Origin of the sequence: Idiomarina xiamenensis 10-D-4, from assembly GCF_000299895.1 — a bacterium.
GTDB lineage: Bacteria > Pseudomonadota > Gammaproteobacteria > Enterobacterales > Alteromonadaceae > Idiomarina > Idiomarina xiamenensis.
Window position 1 is genome coordinate 206698 of the sequence record NZ_AMRG01000002.1, and the last position, 18297, is coordinate 224994.

At 48.1% G+C, this 18297-nt stretch carries 18 protein-coding genes; 2 read left to right on the forward strand and 16 right to left on the reverse strand.

Annotated elements, in window-relative coordinates; genetic code table 11:
- Window position 1 precedes the first annotated feature (1 nt).
- The 10 genes from prc to msrB all read right to left on the reverse strand — a co-directional run bounded on the left by prc (window position 2) and on the right by msrB (window position 9341).
- On the reverse strand, window positions 2–2065 hold the full coding sequence (gene prc / locus A10D4_RS02265) for a carboxy terminal-processing peptidase (RefSeq protein WP_008487474.1): 2064 nt from the start codon (window positions 2063–2065) through the stop codon (window positions 2–4).
- A 25-nt stretch (window positions 2066–2090) separates the two neighbouring features.
- Window positions 2091–2798 carry an RNA chaperone ProQ gene (gene proQ / locus A10D4_RS02270; RefSeq protein ID WP_008487475.1) on the reverse strand — a complete coding sequence of 236 codons (708 nt, stop codon included), beginning with the start codon at window positions 2796–2798 and terminating at the stop codon, window positions 2091–2093.
- Window positions 2788–3081: a hypothetical protein gene (locus A10D4_RS02275; protein WP_040502317.1), complete on the reverse strand. Its 294-nt coding sequence runs from the start codon at window positions 3079–3081 to the stop codon at window positions 2788–2790. Before A10D4_RS02275 ends, proQ begins: the two co-directional genes overlap by 11 nt.
- A gap of 5 nt (window positions 3082–3086) precedes the next feature.
- Entirely contained in the window at window positions 3087–3551 is a 465-nt protein-coding gene (locus tag A10D4_RS02280; protein WP_008487477.1) for a GAF domain-containing protein, read from the reverse strand.
- Window positions 3541–3858, reverse strand: coding sequence for a YeaC family protein (locus A10D4_RS02285; protein ID WP_008487478.1), 318 nt, complete (start codon window positions 3856–3858; stop codon window positions 3541–3543). Before A10D4_RS02285 ends, A10D4_RS02280 begins: the two co-directional genes overlap by 11 nt.
- Complete coding sequence (locus A10D4_RS02290; RefSeq protein ID WP_008487479.1) at window positions 3858–4139, reverse strand: Zn-ribbon protein; 282 nt, start codon at window positions 4137–4139, stop codon at window positions 3858–3860. Before A10D4_RS02290 ends, A10D4_RS02285 begins: the two co-directional genes overlap by 1 nt.
- Before the next feature lie 169 nt (window positions 4140–4308).
- On the reverse strand, window positions 4309–6012 hold the full coding sequence (locus A10D4_RS02295; RefSeq protein ID WP_008487480.1) for an alanine/glycine:cation symporter family protein: 1704 nt from the start codon (window positions 6010–6012) through the stop codon (window positions 4309–4311).
- 56 nt (window positions 6013–6068) lie between these two features.
- Entirely contained in the window at window positions 6069–7196 is a 1128-nt protein-coding gene (locus tag A10D4_RS02300; RefSeq protein WP_008487481.1) for a M14 family metallopeptidase, read from the reverse strand.
- Between the two features lie 86 nt (window positions 7197–7282).
- Complete coding sequence (locus tag A10D4_RS02305) at window positions 7283–8728, reverse strand: glyceraldehyde-3-phosphate dehydrogenase (protein WP_008487482.1); 1446 nt, start codon at window positions 8726–8728, stop codon at window positions 7283–7285.
- Window positions 8729–8945: 217 nt separating this feature from the next.
- On the reverse strand, window positions 8946–9341 hold the full coding sequence (msrB, locus tag A10D4_RS02310; protein WP_008487484.1) for a peptide-methionine (R)-S-oxide reductase MsrB: 396 nt from the start codon (window positions 9339–9341) through the stop codon (window positions 8946–8948).
- 165 nt (window positions 9342–9506) lie between these two features.
- Between msrB and pyk the strand changes: the two genes are divergently transcribed.
- Entirely contained in the window at window positions 9507–10943 is a 1437-nt protein-coding gene (pyk, locus tag A10D4_RS02315; RefSeq protein ID WP_008487485.1) for a pyruvate kinase, read from the forward strand.
- A gap of 16 nt (window positions 10944–10959) precedes the next feature.
- Here pyk and A10D4_RS02320 read toward each other — a convergent pair whose 3' ends face one another.
- The 4 genes from A10D4_RS02320 to A10D4_RS02335 form a co-directional block, all read right to left on the reverse strand.
- Window positions 10960–11844 (reverse strand): DUF6279 family lipoprotein, encoded by an 885-nt coding sequence (locus tag A10D4_RS02320; protein ID WP_008487486.1) that lies wholly within the window; start codon window positions 11842–11844, stop codon window positions 10960–10962.
- 60 nt (window positions 11845–11904) lie between these two features.
- Window positions 11905–12732 carry a LytR/AlgR family response regulator transcription factor gene (locus A10D4_RS02325; protein WP_008487487.1) on the reverse strand — a complete coding sequence of 276 codons (828 nt, stop codon included), beginning with the start codon at window positions 12730–12732 and terminating at the stop codon, window positions 11905–11907.
- Between the two features lie 4 nt (window positions 12733–12736).
- Window positions 12737–13819, reverse strand: coding sequence for a sensor histidine kinase (locus tag A10D4_RS02330; protein ID WP_008487488.1), 1083 nt, complete (start codon window positions 13817–13819; stop codon window positions 12737–12739).
- A 96-nt stretch (window positions 13820–13915) separates the two neighbouring features.
- Window positions 13916–14623, reverse strand: coding sequence for a flagellar brake protein (locus A10D4_RS02335; RefSeq protein WP_040502265.1), 708 nt, complete (start codon window positions 14621–14623; stop codon window positions 13916–13918).
- A 79-nt stretch (window positions 14624–14702) separates the two neighbouring features.
- On the opposite strand from A10D4_RS02335, the gene A10D4_RS02340 reads away from it, so the two are divergent.
- Entirely contained in the window at window positions 14703–16484 is a 1782-nt protein-coding gene (locus A10D4_RS02340) for a M61 family metallopeptidase (RefSeq protein ID WP_008487490.1), read from the forward strand.
- A 62-nt stretch (window positions 16485–16546) separates the two neighbouring features.
- Here the strand turns inward: A10D4_RS02340 and A10D4_RS02345 are convergent, their stop codons facing one another.
- On the reverse strand, window positions 16547–17383 hold the full coding sequence (locus A10D4_RS02345) for a M23 family metallopeptidase (protein ID WP_008487491.1): 837 nt from the start codon (window positions 17381–17383) through the stop codon (window positions 16547–16549).
- On the reverse strand, window positions 17376–18257 hold the full coding sequence (locus A10D4_RS02350; RefSeq protein WP_008487493.1) for a 6-carboxytetrahydropterin synthase: 882 nt from the start codon (window positions 18255–18257) through the stop codon (window positions 17376–17378). Before A10D4_RS02350 ends, A10D4_RS02345 begins: the two co-directional genes overlap by 8 nt.
- Window positions 18258–18297: the final 40 nt, after the last annotated feature.

Sequence of the window (18297 nt, forward strand, 5' to 3'; positions counted from 1 at the left end):
ATTATTGAGCGTTAGCAGCCATTTTATCGGTTTCGATAAAGTCGAAGGCAATGGTCACCGTCTCGTCTAAATAAGGATCCATTTCTAGCACACTCTCGGGTGCGTTATCGACGTCATCGACGGCTTCTAACCCCTCACGCTGTAGACGCTCGTTAACGCGCTGCAAGCGTTGTTCGCGCTGCGCTTTATCTTCCTGTTCGCGCTCCGCTAGTACCAAGCTGACCCAAGTTTTACCCTTTTCGTGTTGGTACTTAGCGATGTCCTCTAACACGTAGCCAAACTCTGGACTGCTATCGACCCGCTTATCGGCGCTTTGTTGCAGTTTCTGAATTTGCTCGACCGATAACGGATCATAAGTCCGGTAGTCAACGCGCGCGATACGATCCCAAGGTAAGGCATTGTCTTCGCTGCTCTCACCAAACTCTTCCGGATCGATATAGGCCGGCAATTTGACATCCGGTTCAACACCCTTACGTTGGGTGCTACCACCGTTAATGCGGTAAAACTTAGCAATGGTATACTGAATGCTACCCAACGGCTCTTCGAAGAAGTCGAAGCGGCGGTTCAATCCACGATGCTGCTGCACAGTGCCCTTGCCAAAGGTGTTTTCGCCGACGATCAAGGCTCGCCCATAGTCTTGCATGGCGGCAGCAAAAATTTCCGATGCCGACGCGCTGTAGCGATTCACCATGACCACTAATGGCCCAGCGTAAGCGATGCGCTCGTCTTCGTCGCGGCTAACCTCAACGCGGCCATTACCGTCGCTGACCTGCACCACCGGACCTTCATCAATAAATAAACCGGTCAAGCCAATGGCTTCATTTAAGGCGCCACCACCGTTACCGCGCAAGTCGATGATGATGCCCTCGATGGCTTTTTCGTTATCGGCAAAGTCCGCAATCAGCTTTGCTACATCAGCGGTTAGACCGTTATAAAAGCCGGGAATTTCGATCACACCCATGCTTCTGCCTTGATAAGGACCGCTTTCAGGTACCTTCACTTCGGCTTTAGCGGCGCGGTCTTCCAGCTTCACTTTGTCACGCACGATGCTAACCACTTGCGGTTTGCCGCCAGCGCCTTGGCTCGCTTTCAGTACTTGTAGGCGCACCGTTGAGCCTTTTGGCCCTTTGATCAAATCGACAACATCGTCTAAACGCCAACCAATGACGTCAACAAATTCAGGATCTTCATCGGCGCCTTGAGCAACTCCGACAATTTTATCTTCTGGCGCTAATTCACCGGTTTTATCCGCCGGACCACCGGGTACTAAGCTACGGATAACGGTGTAATCATACTCGGCCTGCAATACCGCACCGATGCCCTCTAATTCGAGGTTCATATTTTGCTCAAATCGTTCTGAATTGCGTGGCGATAAATAGCTGGTATGCGCTTCAACACTGCGGGCAAAAGCGTTCATGACGGTTTGAAAAACGTCTTCGCTTTGCGATTGTGTCAACCGATTGAGCGCGCTGTTATAACGCTTGCCCAAGGTTTCTTTGATATCCGGCCATTCTTTTCCGGCCAGCTTTAAATTTAACGCGTCATACTTAACCCGTTTCTGCCAAAGCTGATTCAACTCTTGCTCAGAAGCTGCCCATTCGGCGTCTTCGCGATCATAGTAATATTTATCATCGGCTTGGCTGAAATCAAAAGGCTCGTCGTCGAGTAACGATAACGCATAGCTATAACGTTCAAAGCGGCGTTGTAGGCCTTTTTGATACAATTGATAAGCCACTTCCAGTTCACCGCTACTGATCATATCGTCAAACAGATAACGATATTCTTCCGCGGCATCAATATCGCTTTGCAACAAGAACATCTTGTTGTAGTCGAGCATCTTTAAATAGCGATCGTGAATCGCCGAAGACAACTCGTTATTCAACTCCATGTGCTTGAAGTGATAGCGCGTGAAATAAGCACTCACCCGTTTGCTCGCCACTTCATGCTGTGGCTCTTGAGCGAGAGATGGTAACTCATCAATCTGATGTGTTGGTGGAATTGCCAACGCTAGCGGCGATAACAACAACGCGGTTAACGCGACCGAACCCCAAACCTGCTTTTTCATGCGCACTCTCCTGCGAACTACTTACTCAACTAACAAACACATTGCTAGCTTTTACCTTCATGGTCAAGCCATTACTCAGTTGCACCTGCACATCGTCTTTATCGATTTCGGTGACAGTGCCCGGCATCGGCGCTTTACCTGCCTTTACCTGCACTTGTTGACCGACTTGCAACTGGGTAAGTTCCGCTTGCTGCAAATTACTCGGTGCTGAGCGCGCGTCGCGACTGGCTTGCTTAAGCGCTTTGCTAGAAGCGGTAGGTGCTGCGGCACGTGAGGTTTTACCGGCAGGCTTTTTGGCTCGAGCTTTGCGCGCGTTATCGCCACTACCCGACTCACGTGGTTGAGCTTTACGCGGTTGTTGTTGCTTTTGCTGTTTGCGCTTTTCAGCCGCTCGCGCTGCGGCGCGTTCTTTTGATTCGGCTAAGCTTTGTTCGGCATGGTCTTGATGTTCTTGCTCGATGGCGGCGACGGCTTGACCGTCAAGATCGACACGTTGACTCCCCACCTTGACGGCACGCAGATAGCGCCAGCTATTAGTATAATGACGCAACGCTGTGCGCAAACGCGTTTTACTGACACGTTCATCATCGGCCAGGCGCGCAGCGATATCTTCAAAGATACCGATTTTTAAGGGTTTTGCTTCACCCTCAACGTTAAAGCATGCGGGGAACTTCTCTGCCAGATAAGCAATGATTTCCTTACTCTGGGTTAGCTTGTTTACTTCATTGGTCATCCGTATCGTCTTCCTGTTCGCGGACTGCAAGTAATGAACTCGAAATATACTCCTGCATATCACTGTAGTCTAAATCGAGTAATGCGGGTTGTTCTATCCAGTCATACAGCGTTCGCCGTACCACCTCTTCCAGTTGTTCCTGAGTATCATCTTCTTGGCTGTATTCAGCAATCAGGTGCAACATGTAATTAATTCGATCAGCAGCTTCTTCTTCGTCACCCTCAAAAAACCAAGTGTCGCTACTACTGACTAAAAATGCGTGGCTATCAAATTCGCTTAGCACTTGGTTTAACTCCAATCCAAGCTCTGCAAATAATCGCCAATCGCTTGCAAGCCCTGTTGATCGGCTTTGTCAAAACGATTTACCGAGGGGCTATCAATATCCAATACCGCGACGGTGTTGCCATCAACCACTATTGGGATAACGACTTCTGAGTTTGACGCTGAATCACAAGCAATATGGCCACTAAATTGATGCACATCGGCGACTAACTGCGCTTCTTGCGTGCGCGCCGCCGCGCCGCAAACACCTTGGCTAAACGGAATTCTGACACAGGCGACTTTGCCTTGGAACGGCCCCAGCACGAGCATCTGCGGTGCCCGGGTTAAATAAAAACCGGCCCAATTAATATCGTCCAATTGGTCATAAATTAAAGCGGAAATGTTGGCTAAATTAGCAATTAAGTCGGGTTCGTCGGCGCATAATGCTTTAATTTGGTTCAGCATATCGCGATACAGGGTATCAGTGCTCATGCGGCTTCTCTTGCTGCGGATCATCATTTAACGAAAAACGGGCAATTTCCTGCGGTACTTGGCTCTGCTTAAATTGCTGCCGTAACTGACTTTTACTTTTGCTAACGAGCTTACCGTCGGCACCAACACTCATATGTTGGTCGCTGGGAATATGGCGTGCCTGATAGGCCATCACTAATTGCAAAGAGTGAGCTTTTTGTTGTTCTGTTAAAGCAACGCCATCGGGCCACTTACCGGTTTCAACTGCAGCGACTAAACGCTGATAAACCACCGGGGTCATATGCCGAATCATATCGTCAAACTGCATTAACGCTTGCTCCGTTTTATCATTGCCAATCGCGCTCGCGCGATGATAAACCAAACCAAGCCAATAACAATTCCAGCAATGGCAATGTTCGACTGCCAACTACCGGGCAGTGGTTGCTGCAAGAAGAAAAAACTAAATGCGGCAATGGCAATTAATAACGCCAACATCGTTTGCGACGTTAATTTATCGCGCCGTTGATGAAGCAAGCGCGACTGCTCGCGTTGCAAGTCTTCTTCTGACTGTCCAGCCAAAACAAAATCGCAATGCGGACATTGATTCATTTGTGATGAAATTCGTTTATTGCACGAAGGGCATTTAATCAGAGCCATAGCGCCTACTCTTCACAACATCAGACCAAGCAATATAAGGGTTTTACAGGCTATTTCAAGGCTAGCATAAAAAACCCGTCGAGAATCTTGCTCTCGACGGGCTATTTTTCCAGATTTTTTGTTAACTATCCTTGCCGTCTTTAGCGGCTGAGCCATCTTTACCATGCTCGCGGTTAAAGTCTGTCCAATATTCTTTAACGGTGTCTTTCATCTCACGCCGGAGCAATAAGATGCCGAATAAGTTGGGCAATGTCATTAACACGATGGCTACCGCCGATAAGGTCCAGATCAACGTAGTATCCGAGAACGACGCCCAGAAGAAACCGGCGACGTAGATGACACGATAAGGCATTACACCTTTTTGTCCGACCAAATAAACGATGGCTCGGTCACCATAATAAGACCAGGCAATTGCTGTCGAGAAAGCGAATAAGAGTAAGCCAATCGGTACAATGTATTCGCCCGCTGCACCAAAATAACCTTTACTGAAGGCGATTGAGGTTAACGCCGCCGAGTGCACCAGCGATTTACCACGGATGACAATATCCTCTTTTTTGATATTACCATCCTCGACCCGTAACACACCGCTATAAGGGTCTTCACCGGCAACGATAAACTGCACGTCTTCGGCAATGGAACGAGCATGCAAAATGGTATAACCATTGGTCACTGCACGACCATTCTCGACCCGAATCTCGCCGTTAAATAATTGCACACCGTTGTCAGGCTTATCATTTAAGAACTGGTACAAGACGTTACGATCAGCGTCGTTATTATCGTTGTAGTTGCCAGCAATGACGGTTAAATCGGTACGCGCGAAGTTATTTTCATGCTTTTCGGTCCAAACCCCAGACGATAAAATCACCAAGCCGGTTAAGGTACAAATGATGATGGTATCGATAAAAGGCTCAAGGATTGACACCATCCCCTCTGATACCGGCTCGTCGGCACGTGCTGAGGCATGTGCAATCGGTGCCGAACCCTGACCGGCCTCGTTCGAGAACAAACCGCGGTTAACACCACGGTTAAAAGCATAGGCAAAGCTCGCACCCAAGAAGCCACCCGCTGCTGCCGAGCCAGTAAATGCGTCGCTGAAAATCGACGTTAAAGACGGCCAGATATTCTCGCTATTAAATAGAATCACACTTAGTGCGCCGATCACATATAACACGCCCATGATCGGTACGATTTTTGATGTGACCGCGGCGATGCGCTTAATACCACCGATGATGACTAAGCCCAATAACACCGCTAACACACCACCGGTAGCCATGGGATCAAAACCAAAGGTTTGTTCCATACTCTGCGCGATGTTGTTGATTTGCGGCATGTTACCGGTACCGAACGAGCTAATGACGGTGGCAATAGCAAAGATCACCGCAAGCCATTTCATGTTTAAACGTCGGTCCATGTAGTACATCGGACCACCGGCCATGGTGCCATCTTCGGTTTTGACACGATATTTATGTGATAGTGTTACCTCGACGAACTTGGTCGTCATGCCCATGAACGCCGTCATCCACATCCAGAATAACGCCGCTGGACCACCCAAAAACACCGCTAATGCGACACCACCGATGTTACCGGTACCGACGGTGCCGGATAAGGCCGTTGATAACGCTTGAAAGTGACTGGTATCGCCAGGGGTTCCCTTTTTATCAAACTTACCAAAGACGACTTTCCAAGCATGACTAAAATAGCGTACTTGTGGAAAACCGAGGTAAAGCGTGAAAAATAAGCCAACGCCTAACAGAATAAATGGGAAATAGGCTGCTGAGCCTAGAAAACTGTCTATTTTCAGCAGCAAATTGTTGAGAAGTTCCAAGGTTGCCCCCTGTGTTGTTGTTATTGTTGCAGCAGTTAATAATTAATTGTGATGCTTTAGCGTAGTTTATCTGCAACCGCATAGATAGCGGTTAAGCAATCTTCGCCTAAACGTTTACAACGTGCGACCGACCAACCGAAATCTGCATCAGGCAGGTTAGCATTATCTTTAAATGGCATTTCTAGCGTATACGACAAGCACTTAAAGCGCTCACCGATCGCCGCACAAGCGACCGTCATGTTGGCTTGACCCGGTTCATCACGGTCATAGCCATATTCGCTTTGAAACTCAGGAGTAATCGATTGCAACGCGTTGCGGAAAGTATCTTCTAGTTGCTGATGACGCTCGTCATAGCTAGGAATACCTTCACAACCGGCAACAAAGTTATAAGGCAAGCCCTCATCGCCATGCACGTCTAAGAACATATCAACGCCGGTTTGTTGCATTTTATTCAGCACCAAAAATACCTCTGGGCTTTTTTCCATGCTCGGCTGCGCCCATTCACGGTTCAAGTTTGTACCGACCGCGTTGGTACGCAAGTGTCCGCGGACACTGCCGTCAGGGTTCATATTAGGTACCACATAAAAGACGTTTTGCTGGAGTAATTTACGCGCAACACCGTCTTCGTCATCAAGCAAGCGCTGCAGCAGCCCTTCAACCAACCACTCAGCCATACTTTCGCCAGGGTGTTGACGTGCGGTTACCCAAATCTTGCGCTTGCTATCATCTTCCTCGCCGATCACTAGCAGGTTCATGTCGCGACCATCGAGCGTCTGACCGAGTAACTCGTGACGGCAATCCATCGACTGCTGGGCCCAATGCACCAAGTCCATGTGACGTTCATAAGAATAAGGAATGAAATAAGCGTAGAAAACACATTCTTGTTCTGGAATATGGCGGATAACCAATTGCTTGCCGTTATATTCGGTAGGTACCCGGAACCAGGTTTCGCGGTCATAAGACGCCAGCGCGGCATACTCTTGCCAACCAGTCGGATAAGCGGCGTCGCCGGCATTCTCGATGGTCATAACGTGTTCAACGCCCGCCTCACCGTACAAACGAAAGTGAAACCACTGATAAAAGTCAGACTGATGGTCTTTACGAATGGCTAAACGGATATTATCCGCCTCTTGCGCCTCAATCACATCAATATTGCCACTATCAAACTGAGCACTGATAAACATGAGAATATCCTTGTTGTGTTCTGTATTTTAATGTTGCATCGGTCAACAAAAAGGGCGCCCCGAAAGGCGCCCTACTGTATAAGTATTTATAGAGGTAGCGTTAGCATCCCTTGTCCGGCCATTTTTTCAGCAACGCGGACTACCTGACAGCTATAGCCGAATTCGTTGTCATACCATACGTATAACACCGCACGGTCACCGTCGACGATAGTTGCTTGTGAATCGACCACGCCAGCATGGCGCGAACCAACTAAGTCGCTAGACACGATTTCGGTCGACGCGGTGAAATCGATTTGTGCTTGTAGCGGTGAATAAAGTGCAATTTTACGTAAGTACTCGTTCAATTCGTCACGATCCGTTGCCTGTTCTAAGTTCAGGTTCATGATCGCCATCGATACATTTGGCGTCGGCACCCGAATCGCATTACCCGTCAACTTACCGGCCATTTCAGGTAACGCCTTGGCGACCGCTTTAGCCGCGCCGGTCGAGGTGATCACCATATTTAACGGCGCCGAGCGACCGCGACGGTCAGCTTTATGGTAATTATCGATCAAATTTTGGTCATTGGTATAGCTATGTACCGTTTCGACGTGACCATTTTTAATGCCATATTCATCATTGATCGCTTTTAATACCGGAGTGATTGCGTTAGTCGTGCAACTTGCCGCCGAAACGATAGTATCTGAAGGCTGAATGTCACCGTCATTAACGCCATAAACGATGTTTTTAATCTCACCCTTAGACGGGGCTGTTAACAGAACTTTCTTCACACCTTTAGACTTCAGGTGTAAGCCTAAGCCAGCTTCGTCTTTCCAAATACCCGTATTATCAATGACCAACGCATCATTAATCCCATACTGGGTGTAATCAACTTGATCCGGACCATCCGAATAAATCACTTGAATACTGGTGCCATTCGCTTTAATGGCATTGTTTTGATGGTCAACGGTAATTGAACCGTTAAATTGGCCATGAATCGAGTCACGGCGTAACAAACTGGCGCGTTTTTCTAAATCGCCGTCGCGACCACCACGCACCACAATCGCCCGCAAGCGCATTTTATTGTTGCTACCGTTACGCTCGATAAGTAAACGCGCTAACAAACGACCAATACGACCAAAACCATAAAGAACCACGTCTTGTGCTGGCATGGTATCGTCTTTATCGACGATATCGGCCAACTCGCGGCGTAAATAATCGTCAATCGACAGTTGTTGATTGGCTTCGCTGTTTAAATAGTTAAACGCCAGCTTGCCTAAATCCACCCGTGCTGGAGCCAGTTTCATTTTGGCCAACGCTTCCAAGAAAGGATAGCTTTCACGAAGGCGCAACTTCTCGCCCTCATGGCGACGAATCAAACGATGAGCCTTAATAATGGTGATGGTCGACACGTTCAAAATTGAACGACCATAAATCAGGATCTCGACGCCAGCATTACGATACAGTTTACCCAATAACGGCTGCATCATTTCTGCATATTCTTGACGTTCCTGCCAGCTTTGCAAAGTTTGATCGTGTTGCGCTTCGCTCATGGTATAACCTTTCCTCTTGCGGTTACGTGCGGTTAGGCGGTTGTCGCGGCAACGAAATACCGCTAACTACAGTCGCCTCAATCCCGCGAAAATTACGATAGGCCTTAAAAGCTGCGCTATTGTACTGAAAAGCAGGCGCCAACGCCAATCTTAGCCATGTAAAAAGGCACCAAGACAACGTTCTCAGGCGCTAACATCCTATGCAAAAACAATCGATTTAATCATCAGCCTCGTGTTGTAACGCTAATGAATTCACGCAATAACGCTGTCCACTGGCGGTCGGACCATCATCAAACACATGGCCTAAATGTCCACCACAGCGACGACAAAGAATTTCGGTACGTTGCATACCATGACTATCATCCTGACGATAGTCAATGGCGCCGTCGATAGCCTGATCGAAGCTCGGCCAACCGCAATGCGACGCAAACTGAGAAGCGGCTGCGAATAAGGTCGCACCGCAACCGGCGCAGTGATAAGCACCATCCTCGGCAACCTCGATATAACGACCACTGAAAGGACGTTCAGTGCCGCCTTCGCGTAAAATGCGATATTGTTCATCGTTAAGACGTTGACGCCATTCTTGTTCAGATAACTGCTTTATATCATCCATTTTTCTGCCCTTAACTGCTGAGTCCACTTTAATCATAGCGCATTACTGGGTAAGATTAAGCGTAACAGTGATTTAGCGGTATTACTGTTATCTTGTTGCCATCTCTGGCGAGTTAAACTAAGACATACGCTGGTCACCCCCATATTGTGCTCAAGGAGTTAAGCCATGTTACGTCGTACCAAAATTGTCACTACCTTAGGACCGGCCACCGATGCGCCGGGCGTATTAGAAAAGTTGGTAGCGGCTGGTGCCAATGTGGTTCGTTTGAACTTCTCTCATGGCAATGCCGACGATCACCGTCGCCGTGCCGCACAGGTTCGTGATATCGCTCGTCAGCAAAATCGCTATGTCGCTGTGCTGGGTGACTTGCAAGGGCCTAAAATTCGGGTGGCAAAGTTTCAGCAAGGTGCGGTTAACCTGACTATTGGCGATACCTTTATTCTGGATGCGGCATTAGACACCGATGCCGGCGACCAACAACAAGTTGGTATTGACTATAAAGCATTGCCTAACGACGTTAAGCAAGATGATATTTTGCTGCTCGATGATGGTCGTGTGCGCTTGCGGGTAACCGCAGTAAAAGGGTCACAAGTCATTACCGATGTTATCGTTGGTGGTCGTTTAAGTAATAATAAGGGTATCAACCGCCTTGGTGGTGGTCTATCCGCCGACGCGCTGACCGATAAAGATTTGGCCGATATTAAAACCGCTGCTGCTATCGGCGTCGATTACTTAGCAGTATCTTTTCCGCGCAGCGGTGATGATATCGAACGCGCTCGCCAACTGCTTCGCGCAGCCGGTGGTAATGGTCTACTTTGCGCCAAAATTGAACGTGCAGAAGCGGTTGCCGATGATGCAGCGTTAGATGACATTATCATCGCTTCTGATGCGGTCATGGTGGCACGCGGCGACTTAGGGGTAGAAATTGGTGATGCCCAATTAGTCGGTAAGCAAAAACGCATCATTGCCCGTACGCGACAACTGAACAAAGTTGTTATTACGGCCACGCAAATGATGGAAAGCATGATTGAGAGCCCCATGCCCACTCGCGCAGAAGTCATGGACGTGGCTAATGCGGTACTGGACGGCACCGACGCGGTGATGCTATCGGCTGAAACCGCTGCCGGTAAATACCCCATTGAAACGGTACAAGCCATGGCGGAAATCTGTCGTGGCGCCGAAACCCATCCCAGCGTGCAATTACAGCATAGCGATTTGGCTGAAGTCATCCAAAATCCCTCAGAAGCAGCCGCTATGGCAGCCATGTATGCGGCCACCCATTTAGCCGGAGTGGTAGCGATTATCGCCCTGACCGAATCCGGTAGTACCGCGCGCCTGATGTCTCGAATTACCACTAACCTGCCCATTTTTTCGCTGTCTCGGCACGTCGATAGCCGAGCCAAATGTGCGCTTTATCGAGGCGTTTACCCGGTCGCTTTTGACTCAACTGAGTACCCTCATGAGCAACTAGTGCCAGCGGCATTGCAACAAGTGAAGGCATTGGGTCATATCAAGCCTGGCGACTTAGTTATTTTGACCCACGGCGATATGATGGAAAGTATTGGTTCAACCAATACCTGCAAAATTTTGACCGTCAGCTAAAGCGTTTTTACATGCCCTACTTCGCCTGATACTCATCGATTAAGTCACTGAGCAGTATCAGGTAGTCGTCGGCTTTAGCTAACAGATGTTGACGCTGGCGTTCGCTCAAGCTTTGATAGAGCGACAGGTAAAACGCAATTTGTTGCTGGCGTTGCTGTTGCATGGTTTCATTCAGTTGCGCCGAGCGCAACTGCGCCGGGTCGGTCAGTAGTAATCGCAGCCGCTCAGCAAAGTCAGGCTGCTCGCTACCTGCTTGTAAAGTGCTAGCAAACTCGTCTAACCAACGCTGCCGATACGCTAACCAAAGTGTGGTATCAGAAACCCGTTGCGAGACGTTGTCTGCCACCAATTGACGTTGCTGATTGGTTAAATAGCCCAGCCAATCTTGTAGCCGCTCCTCTTGCTCATCAATTTGTTCACTGCGCCGCTCAGCAACTGGTTGCTGCGCTCGTTGCTGATACTTTTCCCGGCGCTCGTCGAGCTTTTCTTGAAGATTAGTTAACAATTGTTGGCGTTGCTCGGCCGTGAGCTGCGGCAATAACAATAACGCTTCGGGGTAAACTCGTTGTTGGATGTTATGCCACAATTGCCATAACTGCTCATAGACTGCGGTTACCCGTTGCTGGTCGATGTTGCCATTGGCCAAATCGTCTCGTAGCTGTTTTAGCTGCTGCCGGTATTTAGGTAGCTCGACTTGCGCATGCCACAGATGCAGACCGTCAATGCGTTGACTTAAGCGCTGTTCTTGCGCGTTATCTAAATCAACATAATTGTCGACTTCCCACTCGATGGCGGTATCGGCAAAACGATAAGCTAATTGACTAGAGCAGCCAGCTATTGCCAAAACCGTGACAACACTAGCTACCCGCCAGATGGTTTGCTTTAACCTCTTGATACCCATAACAGCTACCTTGATTAGCGCGATGATGTTACTACGCCACAATTGCTGACACGGGTCAAATTAGCGATTTAAGATCAGCTGTTTAATTTTATCTTTATAGCTACGGCTGACCTTTAACTGCTGCCCATTATGCAAAACCAAATGATATTCACCATTTTGTCGGCTGCAAAGTTTTTCCACCTGAGTCATGTTAACAATCGCCGAGCGATGAATGCGCTGAAAACGTTGCGGATTCAGGTCTTGTTCCAATTCCTTCATGGTGCGCCGTAAAATATGGGTTTCGTCGCTAGCATGAATACACATGTAGTCGCCAGCGGCATCAATCCATTCGATGGCATTAATCGCTACACGGGTAATTTCACCGCTTTCTTTGATCGCAATATGCTCGGGATAACGCGCAGAACCAATATCTGACCCCGCCGCTAAGCGGCGTAAAATATCTTCACAGTCTTCGCCCGTGACTTCAGCGACTAAGTTGATGAGTTTATCTTGCTGCTGTTGCTCTTGATGTGCGCTAACGCTTGCACAAATACGGCTAATAGCTTGCTGTAAACGTTCATCATCGACCGGCTTTAGCAAGTAATCCAGAGCACGTACTTCAAATGCTTTAATCGCATATTGATCATAGGCGGTGACAAAAACCACCATCGGCATACTGATACCGCTGCGTTTGATTTCACGCAATAGCTCAAAACCATTCATGCCCGGCATTTGAATATCGAGAAATACCAGTTGTGGGCGTAAAGCCTTGATTTGTGCTAAGGCTTCGCGACCACCACTACAATCGGCTACCACCGCCAGTTCCGGATATTGCTGTAAGCGTATCGTCAGCCCTTGACGTGCTAGCGACTCGTCATCGACGACTAATGTTGTAATTTTTTCGTTCATCGTATTAGTCTGCCTGTTCATAAGGGATATGTATGTCAATGCGTAATCCCGAAGGATCGTGATTAGTTAAGCTAAAGCTATAGTCGGTGCCGTATAACGCGGCCAAGCGATCACGGGTATTGGCTAAGCCAACTCCGCCATTGTCAAGAATATGCTGTGCATCACCTTTTACGCCGGGACCGTTGTCGGTTACCGTCAAAATCAGTTGCTCACCCTGCACTGCAGCATCGATACGAATTTCACCGCCGGCTTCCATTTTAGCAATGGCATATTTTATCGAGTTTTCAATCAGCGGCTGACAAATCAAACTAGGAACTAGGGCTTGCTGAGCAGCATCACTCAGTTCCACCACCACGTTCAAACGCTCATCAAAGCGCACCCGTTCGATATCCAAGTACAACATCAAGGCATCGATTTCTTCTACTAAGGGTATTTTTTTGATCGGCTCGTTATCTAACGAAAAACGCAAAAAGCGACTGAGCTTGCTGACCATCTGATTAGCCAAATCGTTTTGTTTAACCAGTATCAAAGTCGAAATCGCATTCAATGTATTGAACAAAAAGTGTGGATTAAGCTGATACCGCAACATCTTCAACTGAGCTTGATGCGCCATCGACGTCGCCATCAACGCTTTTTGCCGTTCATCTTGCAATAGCTGATAGTACTTAATACCAAAATATAGCCCGCTCCAGCTCGCCATAATATAAAACTTGGCTAGGCTATTTTTGAAATAAAACAGCCAGTTATCGGGCCGAAAGCCAAACTTATAAATTTCCCAATAGGTGGCATTATCAATCACAGCCCAAGACGCCGCTGCCACATAGGTTGCGGTTAGCACCACCGGCAATAATATCACCGGGTTCAGCTCCCAAATACGCCGATAAAAATAACGTAAAGGCACGGTAATTAAGAACCCTGCGTATGCCCCCAGAACGATAATCAGCGCGTAAATATCGCGCATTTCGTGCATCAAAGAGCCGATATAATGCACCAACGCATAACCGAGCCAGCCACCGCCTTGCAGCAGCCAGAAAAAACGACTTCGATCATCCAATAAATATTGCCAGGCGGCTGCAAACTGCTTCATTACGTAAAGATTCGGTAAAAACCGTTAGCCTACCACAGAGTCATAGCCGACGGGATAGCCTGTGATGGATATTTACACAGTCGCTGAAGGTTTTTGTTACGCTTTCTCGGTTAACGCGTTGATATCCACCAAACTCCCTAAAAACAGCTTATCGACGATCGGCTTAAATTGCGGGTTGAATTGCAAGCCAAGAAAGTGTCTTACCGTATCGCCTTCATCATCGTCATGGTTTTCATGGTTTTCACTGCCACGCTGTATTTGCCGCACGATGGCCTCGATTTCTAGCGCTTGCTCGTCGATACGCGGCACATGAAGTTTGATTTTGTCTCCTTCCGCCCATTGCGATGATTGCGCCGGCAAGATGCTCAAACGACAGCCAGAACTGGAGACGTTGACCATCACTGCCGCCTGCTGTTCTACCTGGTCCTCGGTTAGACGGCTGATAGTAATCGGTAAATAGGCATCGAAGCGTTTATTGGCGCGGATAACACGGCTCTCTATACGCTCTGGCCATGCTAAAAACAGCATTTTGGTCGGATGTGCGACGATATAATCTATATCGGTACGAAAAGCGACGATTTCACCATGGTCGTTTTCAAGTATATAACGCACGATAAGCGGCACACCTTCGTGTAGCGCATCACGATAATCACCATAACGGCGGGCGTCTGGCATGGCCACGATAAACCAGCGCTCTTCGATAGCGCCTATAAAGGAGGTCTGAAAACGCAACGGCGTGCCGGCAGTGGCAATTTGAATTTCAACCCGTGTCGACACACCCAACTGCATGATTTTCTTTGTCATAAGACCCCGCTAACTCGATTCTCGTTTATGCTATTATGACCGACAGTTCGGTTCTGCTGTCAAGCAATAGGAGTAGCCCTTGATCACCTACCAAATCACCCCGGCGGACTTACACGGTCATTTATTCAGTGTCAGCATTAGTATTGATGCTGACAGCGCCGACGGTCAGCGCTTGTCGCTACCTAATTGGATACCCGGCAGTTATATGATCCGCGACTTCGCTAAACACATTATCGGCTTTTATGCCGAAGACGTTAATGGCGATGAAGTCGCTTGGCGCTGGCTCAATAAGCATCAAATTCAATTAGCCGCTAGCAACACACCAATCAGCGTTCATTACCAAGTTTACGCTTGGGATTTATCCGTGCGTTCTGCCTATTTGGATCAATATCAAGGTTTTTTTAATAACAGCAGCCTGTGCTTTGCGGTTGTCGGTCAAACCGAACAACCCTGTGAATTACAATTACACGCACCGTCTCAACAGCCTCACTGGCAGGTCGCTACTGGCATGCCTCGGGTGAGTGGTTCAGCTTTTGGTTTTGGTCGATTTCGCGCCGACAACTATGAGGCACTCATTGATTATCCGTTTTTGTTAGGTGAGCTGACCATCCAAGACTTCATCGCCCATGGTATCAAACATCAGTTGGTATTAAGCGGTAAACAGCAAGCCGATATGGGCCGTATTACCGCCGATTTAGCAAAAATCTGTGAACAACAATTGGCGTTGTTTGGCGAGCCGGCTCCGTTTACCAGTTATACCTTTTTAACGCTGGTTGTTGGTAGTGGCTTTGGCGGGTTAGAACACCGTAATAGCACTGCATTAATTTGCAGCCGTAAAGATTTACTCGGTGGTCGCAAAGACGGTCGTTTAAATAACGATTATCGAACTTTTTTAAGTCTCTGCAGCCACGAATACTTTCATAGCTGGAACGTCAAAACATTAAAACCTAAACGCTTTTTGCCTTACCAATTAGATAGCGAACAATACACTGAGCAATTATGGTTTTACGAGGGCATGACCTCTTATTTTGACGACTATATTTTGCATAAAGCCGGTTTAATCGACGCTAACCAATACTTACAACTGGTGGGCGAAACGCTGTCTCGGGTGCGAAGAGGTGCCGGCAGCAGCAGTCAAACTGTGACCGAATCGAGCTTTTTAAGCTGGACAAAGTTTTATCAACAGAATGAAAATGCCGCCAATAGCATCGTTAGCTATTATGCGAAAGGCGGTTTAATTGCCTTGTGTCTCGATTTAACCTTACGTTTGCAAAGCGACCATCAGCTCAGCTTATTGCAAGTCATGCGTGACCTTTGGCATGCGTATGGTAAAACCGCGATTGGCACCGATGATGATACGCTGATTAAGCATTTACAAAGCTACCCCGGCATTGATGTCGACGCGCTTTTACAAAAGGCATTGTACAGCACCGATCCACTGCCATTAAGTGAGCTATTAGATAATTTTGGTGTACGCGTGCATAAGCAAGTTGCTGCCGATGATAACACGCTCAATGGCAAAGCCAGCGATAGCCCTGCGCACGTCAGTTTGGGCGCAAAATACAAAGTACATAGCCAGGGCTTAGACGTACAAGTTGTTTATCATGACGAAGCGGCTTACCATGCTGGACTTGCCAGCGGTGACCGTATCGTTGCGATTGATCATATTCAAGTTAACGAGCCTAACTTGAAAGAAATTTTGCAAGCAGCGCAAGCGCATCGGGAAACCACAGTACACGCGTTTCGACGCGATCAATTGTTAACGTTAAAATTGATTTGGCAGGCGCCAAAAAGCAATAACCATGTGCTCAGTATTAATCGACCAGAGCGTTTACAGGGATGGTTAAACTATCCCATATAATACCTAGATGGATAAAAAGCCAGTCGTTAACGGCTGGCTGTTTGCTGAAATCGAATAACGGCTTAATGCGTGCTAGTCGATGGTTGATATAAGCTGGGTAATAAGGCCGGATCCAAACGCTCCTGCCCCCAGTTCACACGCCAGTCTAAGTGAGGGCCCGTTGCCCGGCCCGTTGCGCCTACCTCGGCAATGTCATCACCCTGCTCGACCCGCTCACCGACTTTCACCAAAATATGACTCAAGTGCAAATAAGTGGTGGTTACGCCGTAGCCATGCTCGATGATCAAGGTGCCGCCGGAGTAAAACATATCCGGTACGGCAAGCACCACTTTACCGGGCCATGGCGCCACCACCGCGGCACCAACCGGCGCTGCAATATCTTGACCATAATGCGGACGCCGCGGTTCGCCATTAAAATAACGTTGACTCCCGTAAACGCCACTTATACGGCCATGCGCAGGTGCGATTACTGGTGTTAAAAAATCGTCGCGAGTTGAGTGTTGCTGACGAGCTAACCATACCTGCTCGGCATCTTTTTTGGCTCTAGCAACTTGCTCAGGATCGGGAGTGACAGTTTCTTGCGGCACTCCTTCAACACGATCAATCTGGTATTCACGCGGCGTTAACTGCAGTACTTTCTCGATACGCTCACCGGTGGCGGTGACTACCACCAACTTATGCTGCAATTTGGCATCACGACCAAAACCAAAGACAAACTCACCGTCTGCGGTTTGGCTGAGCTTTTCACCGTTTAACGTCACCTGACTGCCTGCCGGTGCTTCGCCGATCAATAACGCACCTTGGGTTAATTCGCCACGAACTTTTACCTCAGATGCGGCATACGACGATATACTGGTCGATAAAATGACAGTTCCAAGTACTAACGCTAACTTATGCATACGCAATTGCTCCTTTACCAACCCCTTCGTAGGCTAATACTTTCACGCGTTGTTGCGGATGTCGACGTTTAATACTATCGGCAACAAATTGCGCAATACACTCGACAGTTGAATCAGTGGGGATCAGATCATTCTCTGCCTGCGGCACCAGTAATTCAAACAAACCTTGGTCGGCATGATAACGATAAGCCTGATGACTATCGTCGCTACAGCCTTGCGCTGCGGCTGAGCGCGTCAATTGCTCTACCTTACAGGTGTCTTCTTCTGAGCCTAAATAAATATCGCACCAGCGGTCACTCCACTGCTTTTCTAAAGCGGGCTGACGAATATCATCTAATGCAATATGGATCTTAGAACGATGCCCATGTGCGATGCGCTGGCAATTGCCATCGTGCTTTTTTAAGCCATGGGTGTAATGATAATAAAAACCATCAATCGACTCGGCGCGTAAGAAAAGCTGTAAACCATCGATGTTGTCCGGTAATTGCTGCTTGATCACCGCACGTAAATAAGCCATGACCGACGCTTGGTCGATTTGTTCAGCCTCAATAAACGCGTAAGCGTCGGCAGGACAGTACAGGTGAATACTGCGACCATCGGGGCGATTAAAGTCGACCCAATAAGCACTATCATCTTGGTTATGTGTGACTTGCGTCAACGTGCTATCGGCTGGCACCGCCAGTTTATGATCGACAGCATCGTCGATAATGCGTTTGATCTGCTTTTTCACACGACCAAAATCCAGCACCATCGATTGTTCGTTCAAATCGCCATCCAGCACGATATCGACAATCCAACTTTCGCCGACAATACCGCGTCGCGCGCACAAATAAGAAAAATCGATAACGGTCAAATCATTGACAAATAATTGCATAGAGCAAAAACCACATTCGCTGTTGTCTTTTTCAGTTAAC

What these genes read in the sequence shown, in the direction of transcription:
- prc (WP_008487474.1), bottom strand. Translation starts at nt 2,065, where the DNA reads ATGAAAAAGCAGGTTTGGGGTTCGGTCGCGTTAACCGCGTTGTTGTTA.
- proQ (WP_008487475.1), bottom strand. Translation starts at nt 2,798, where the DNA reads ATGACCAATGAAGTAAACAAGCTAACCCAGAGTAAGGAAATCATTGCT.
- A10D4_RS02280 (WP_008487477.1), bottom strand. Translation starts at nt 3,551, where the DNA reads ATGAGCACTGATACCCTGTATCGCGATATGCTGAACCAAATTAAAGCA.
- A10D4_RS02285 (WP_008487478.1), bottom strand. Translation starts at nt 3,858, where the DNA reads ATGCAGTTTGACGATATGATTCGGCATATGACCCCGGTGGTTTATCAG.
- A10D4_RS02290 (WP_008487479.1), bottom strand. Translation starts at nt 4,139, where the DNA reads ATGAATCAATGTCCGCATTGCGATTTTGTTTTGGCTGGACAGTCAGAA.
- A10D4_RS02300 (WP_008487481.1), bottom strand. Translation starts at nt 7,196, where the DNA reads ATGTTTATCAGTGCTCAGTTTGATAGTGGCAATATTGATGTGATTGAG.
- A10D4_RS02305 (WP_008487482.1), bottom strand. Translation starts at nt 8,728, where the DNA reads ATGAGCGAAGCGCAACACGATCAAACTTTGCAAAGCTGGCAGGAACGT.
- msrB (WP_008487484.1), bottom strand. Translation starts at nt 9,341, where the DNA reads ATGGATGATATAAAGCAGTTATCTGAACAAGAATGGCGTCAACGTCTT.
- pyk (WP_008487485.1), top strand. Translation starts at nt 9,507, where the DNA reads ATGTTACGTCGTACCAAAATTGTCACTACCTTAGGACCGGCCACCGAT.
- A10D4_RS02320 (WP_008487486.1), bottom strand. Translation starts at nt 11,844, where the DNA reads ATGGGTATCAAGAGGTTAAAGCAAACCATCTGGCGGGTAGCTAGTGTT.
- A10D4_RS02325 (WP_008487487.1), bottom strand. Translation starts at nt 12,732, where the DNA reads ATGAACGAAAAAATTACAACATTAGTCGTCGATGACGAGTCGCTAGCA.
- A10D4_RS02330 (WP_008487488.1), bottom strand. Translation starts at nt 13,819, where the DNA reads ATGAAGCAGTTTGCAGCCGCCTGGCAATATTTATTGGATGATCGAAGT.
- A10D4_RS02335 (WP_040502265.1), bottom strand. Translation starts at nt 14,623, where the DNA reads ATGACAAAGAAAATCATGCAGTTGGGTGTGTCGACACGGGTTGAAATT.
- A10D4_RS02345 (WP_008487491.1), bottom strand. Translation starts at nt 17,383, where the DNA reads ATGCATAAGTTAGCGTTAGTACTTGGAACTGTCATTTTATCGACCAGT.
- A10D4_RS02350 (WP_008487493.1), bottom strand. Translation starts at nt 18,257, where the DNA reads ATGCAATTATTTGTCAATGATTTGACCGTTATCGATTTTTCTTATTTG.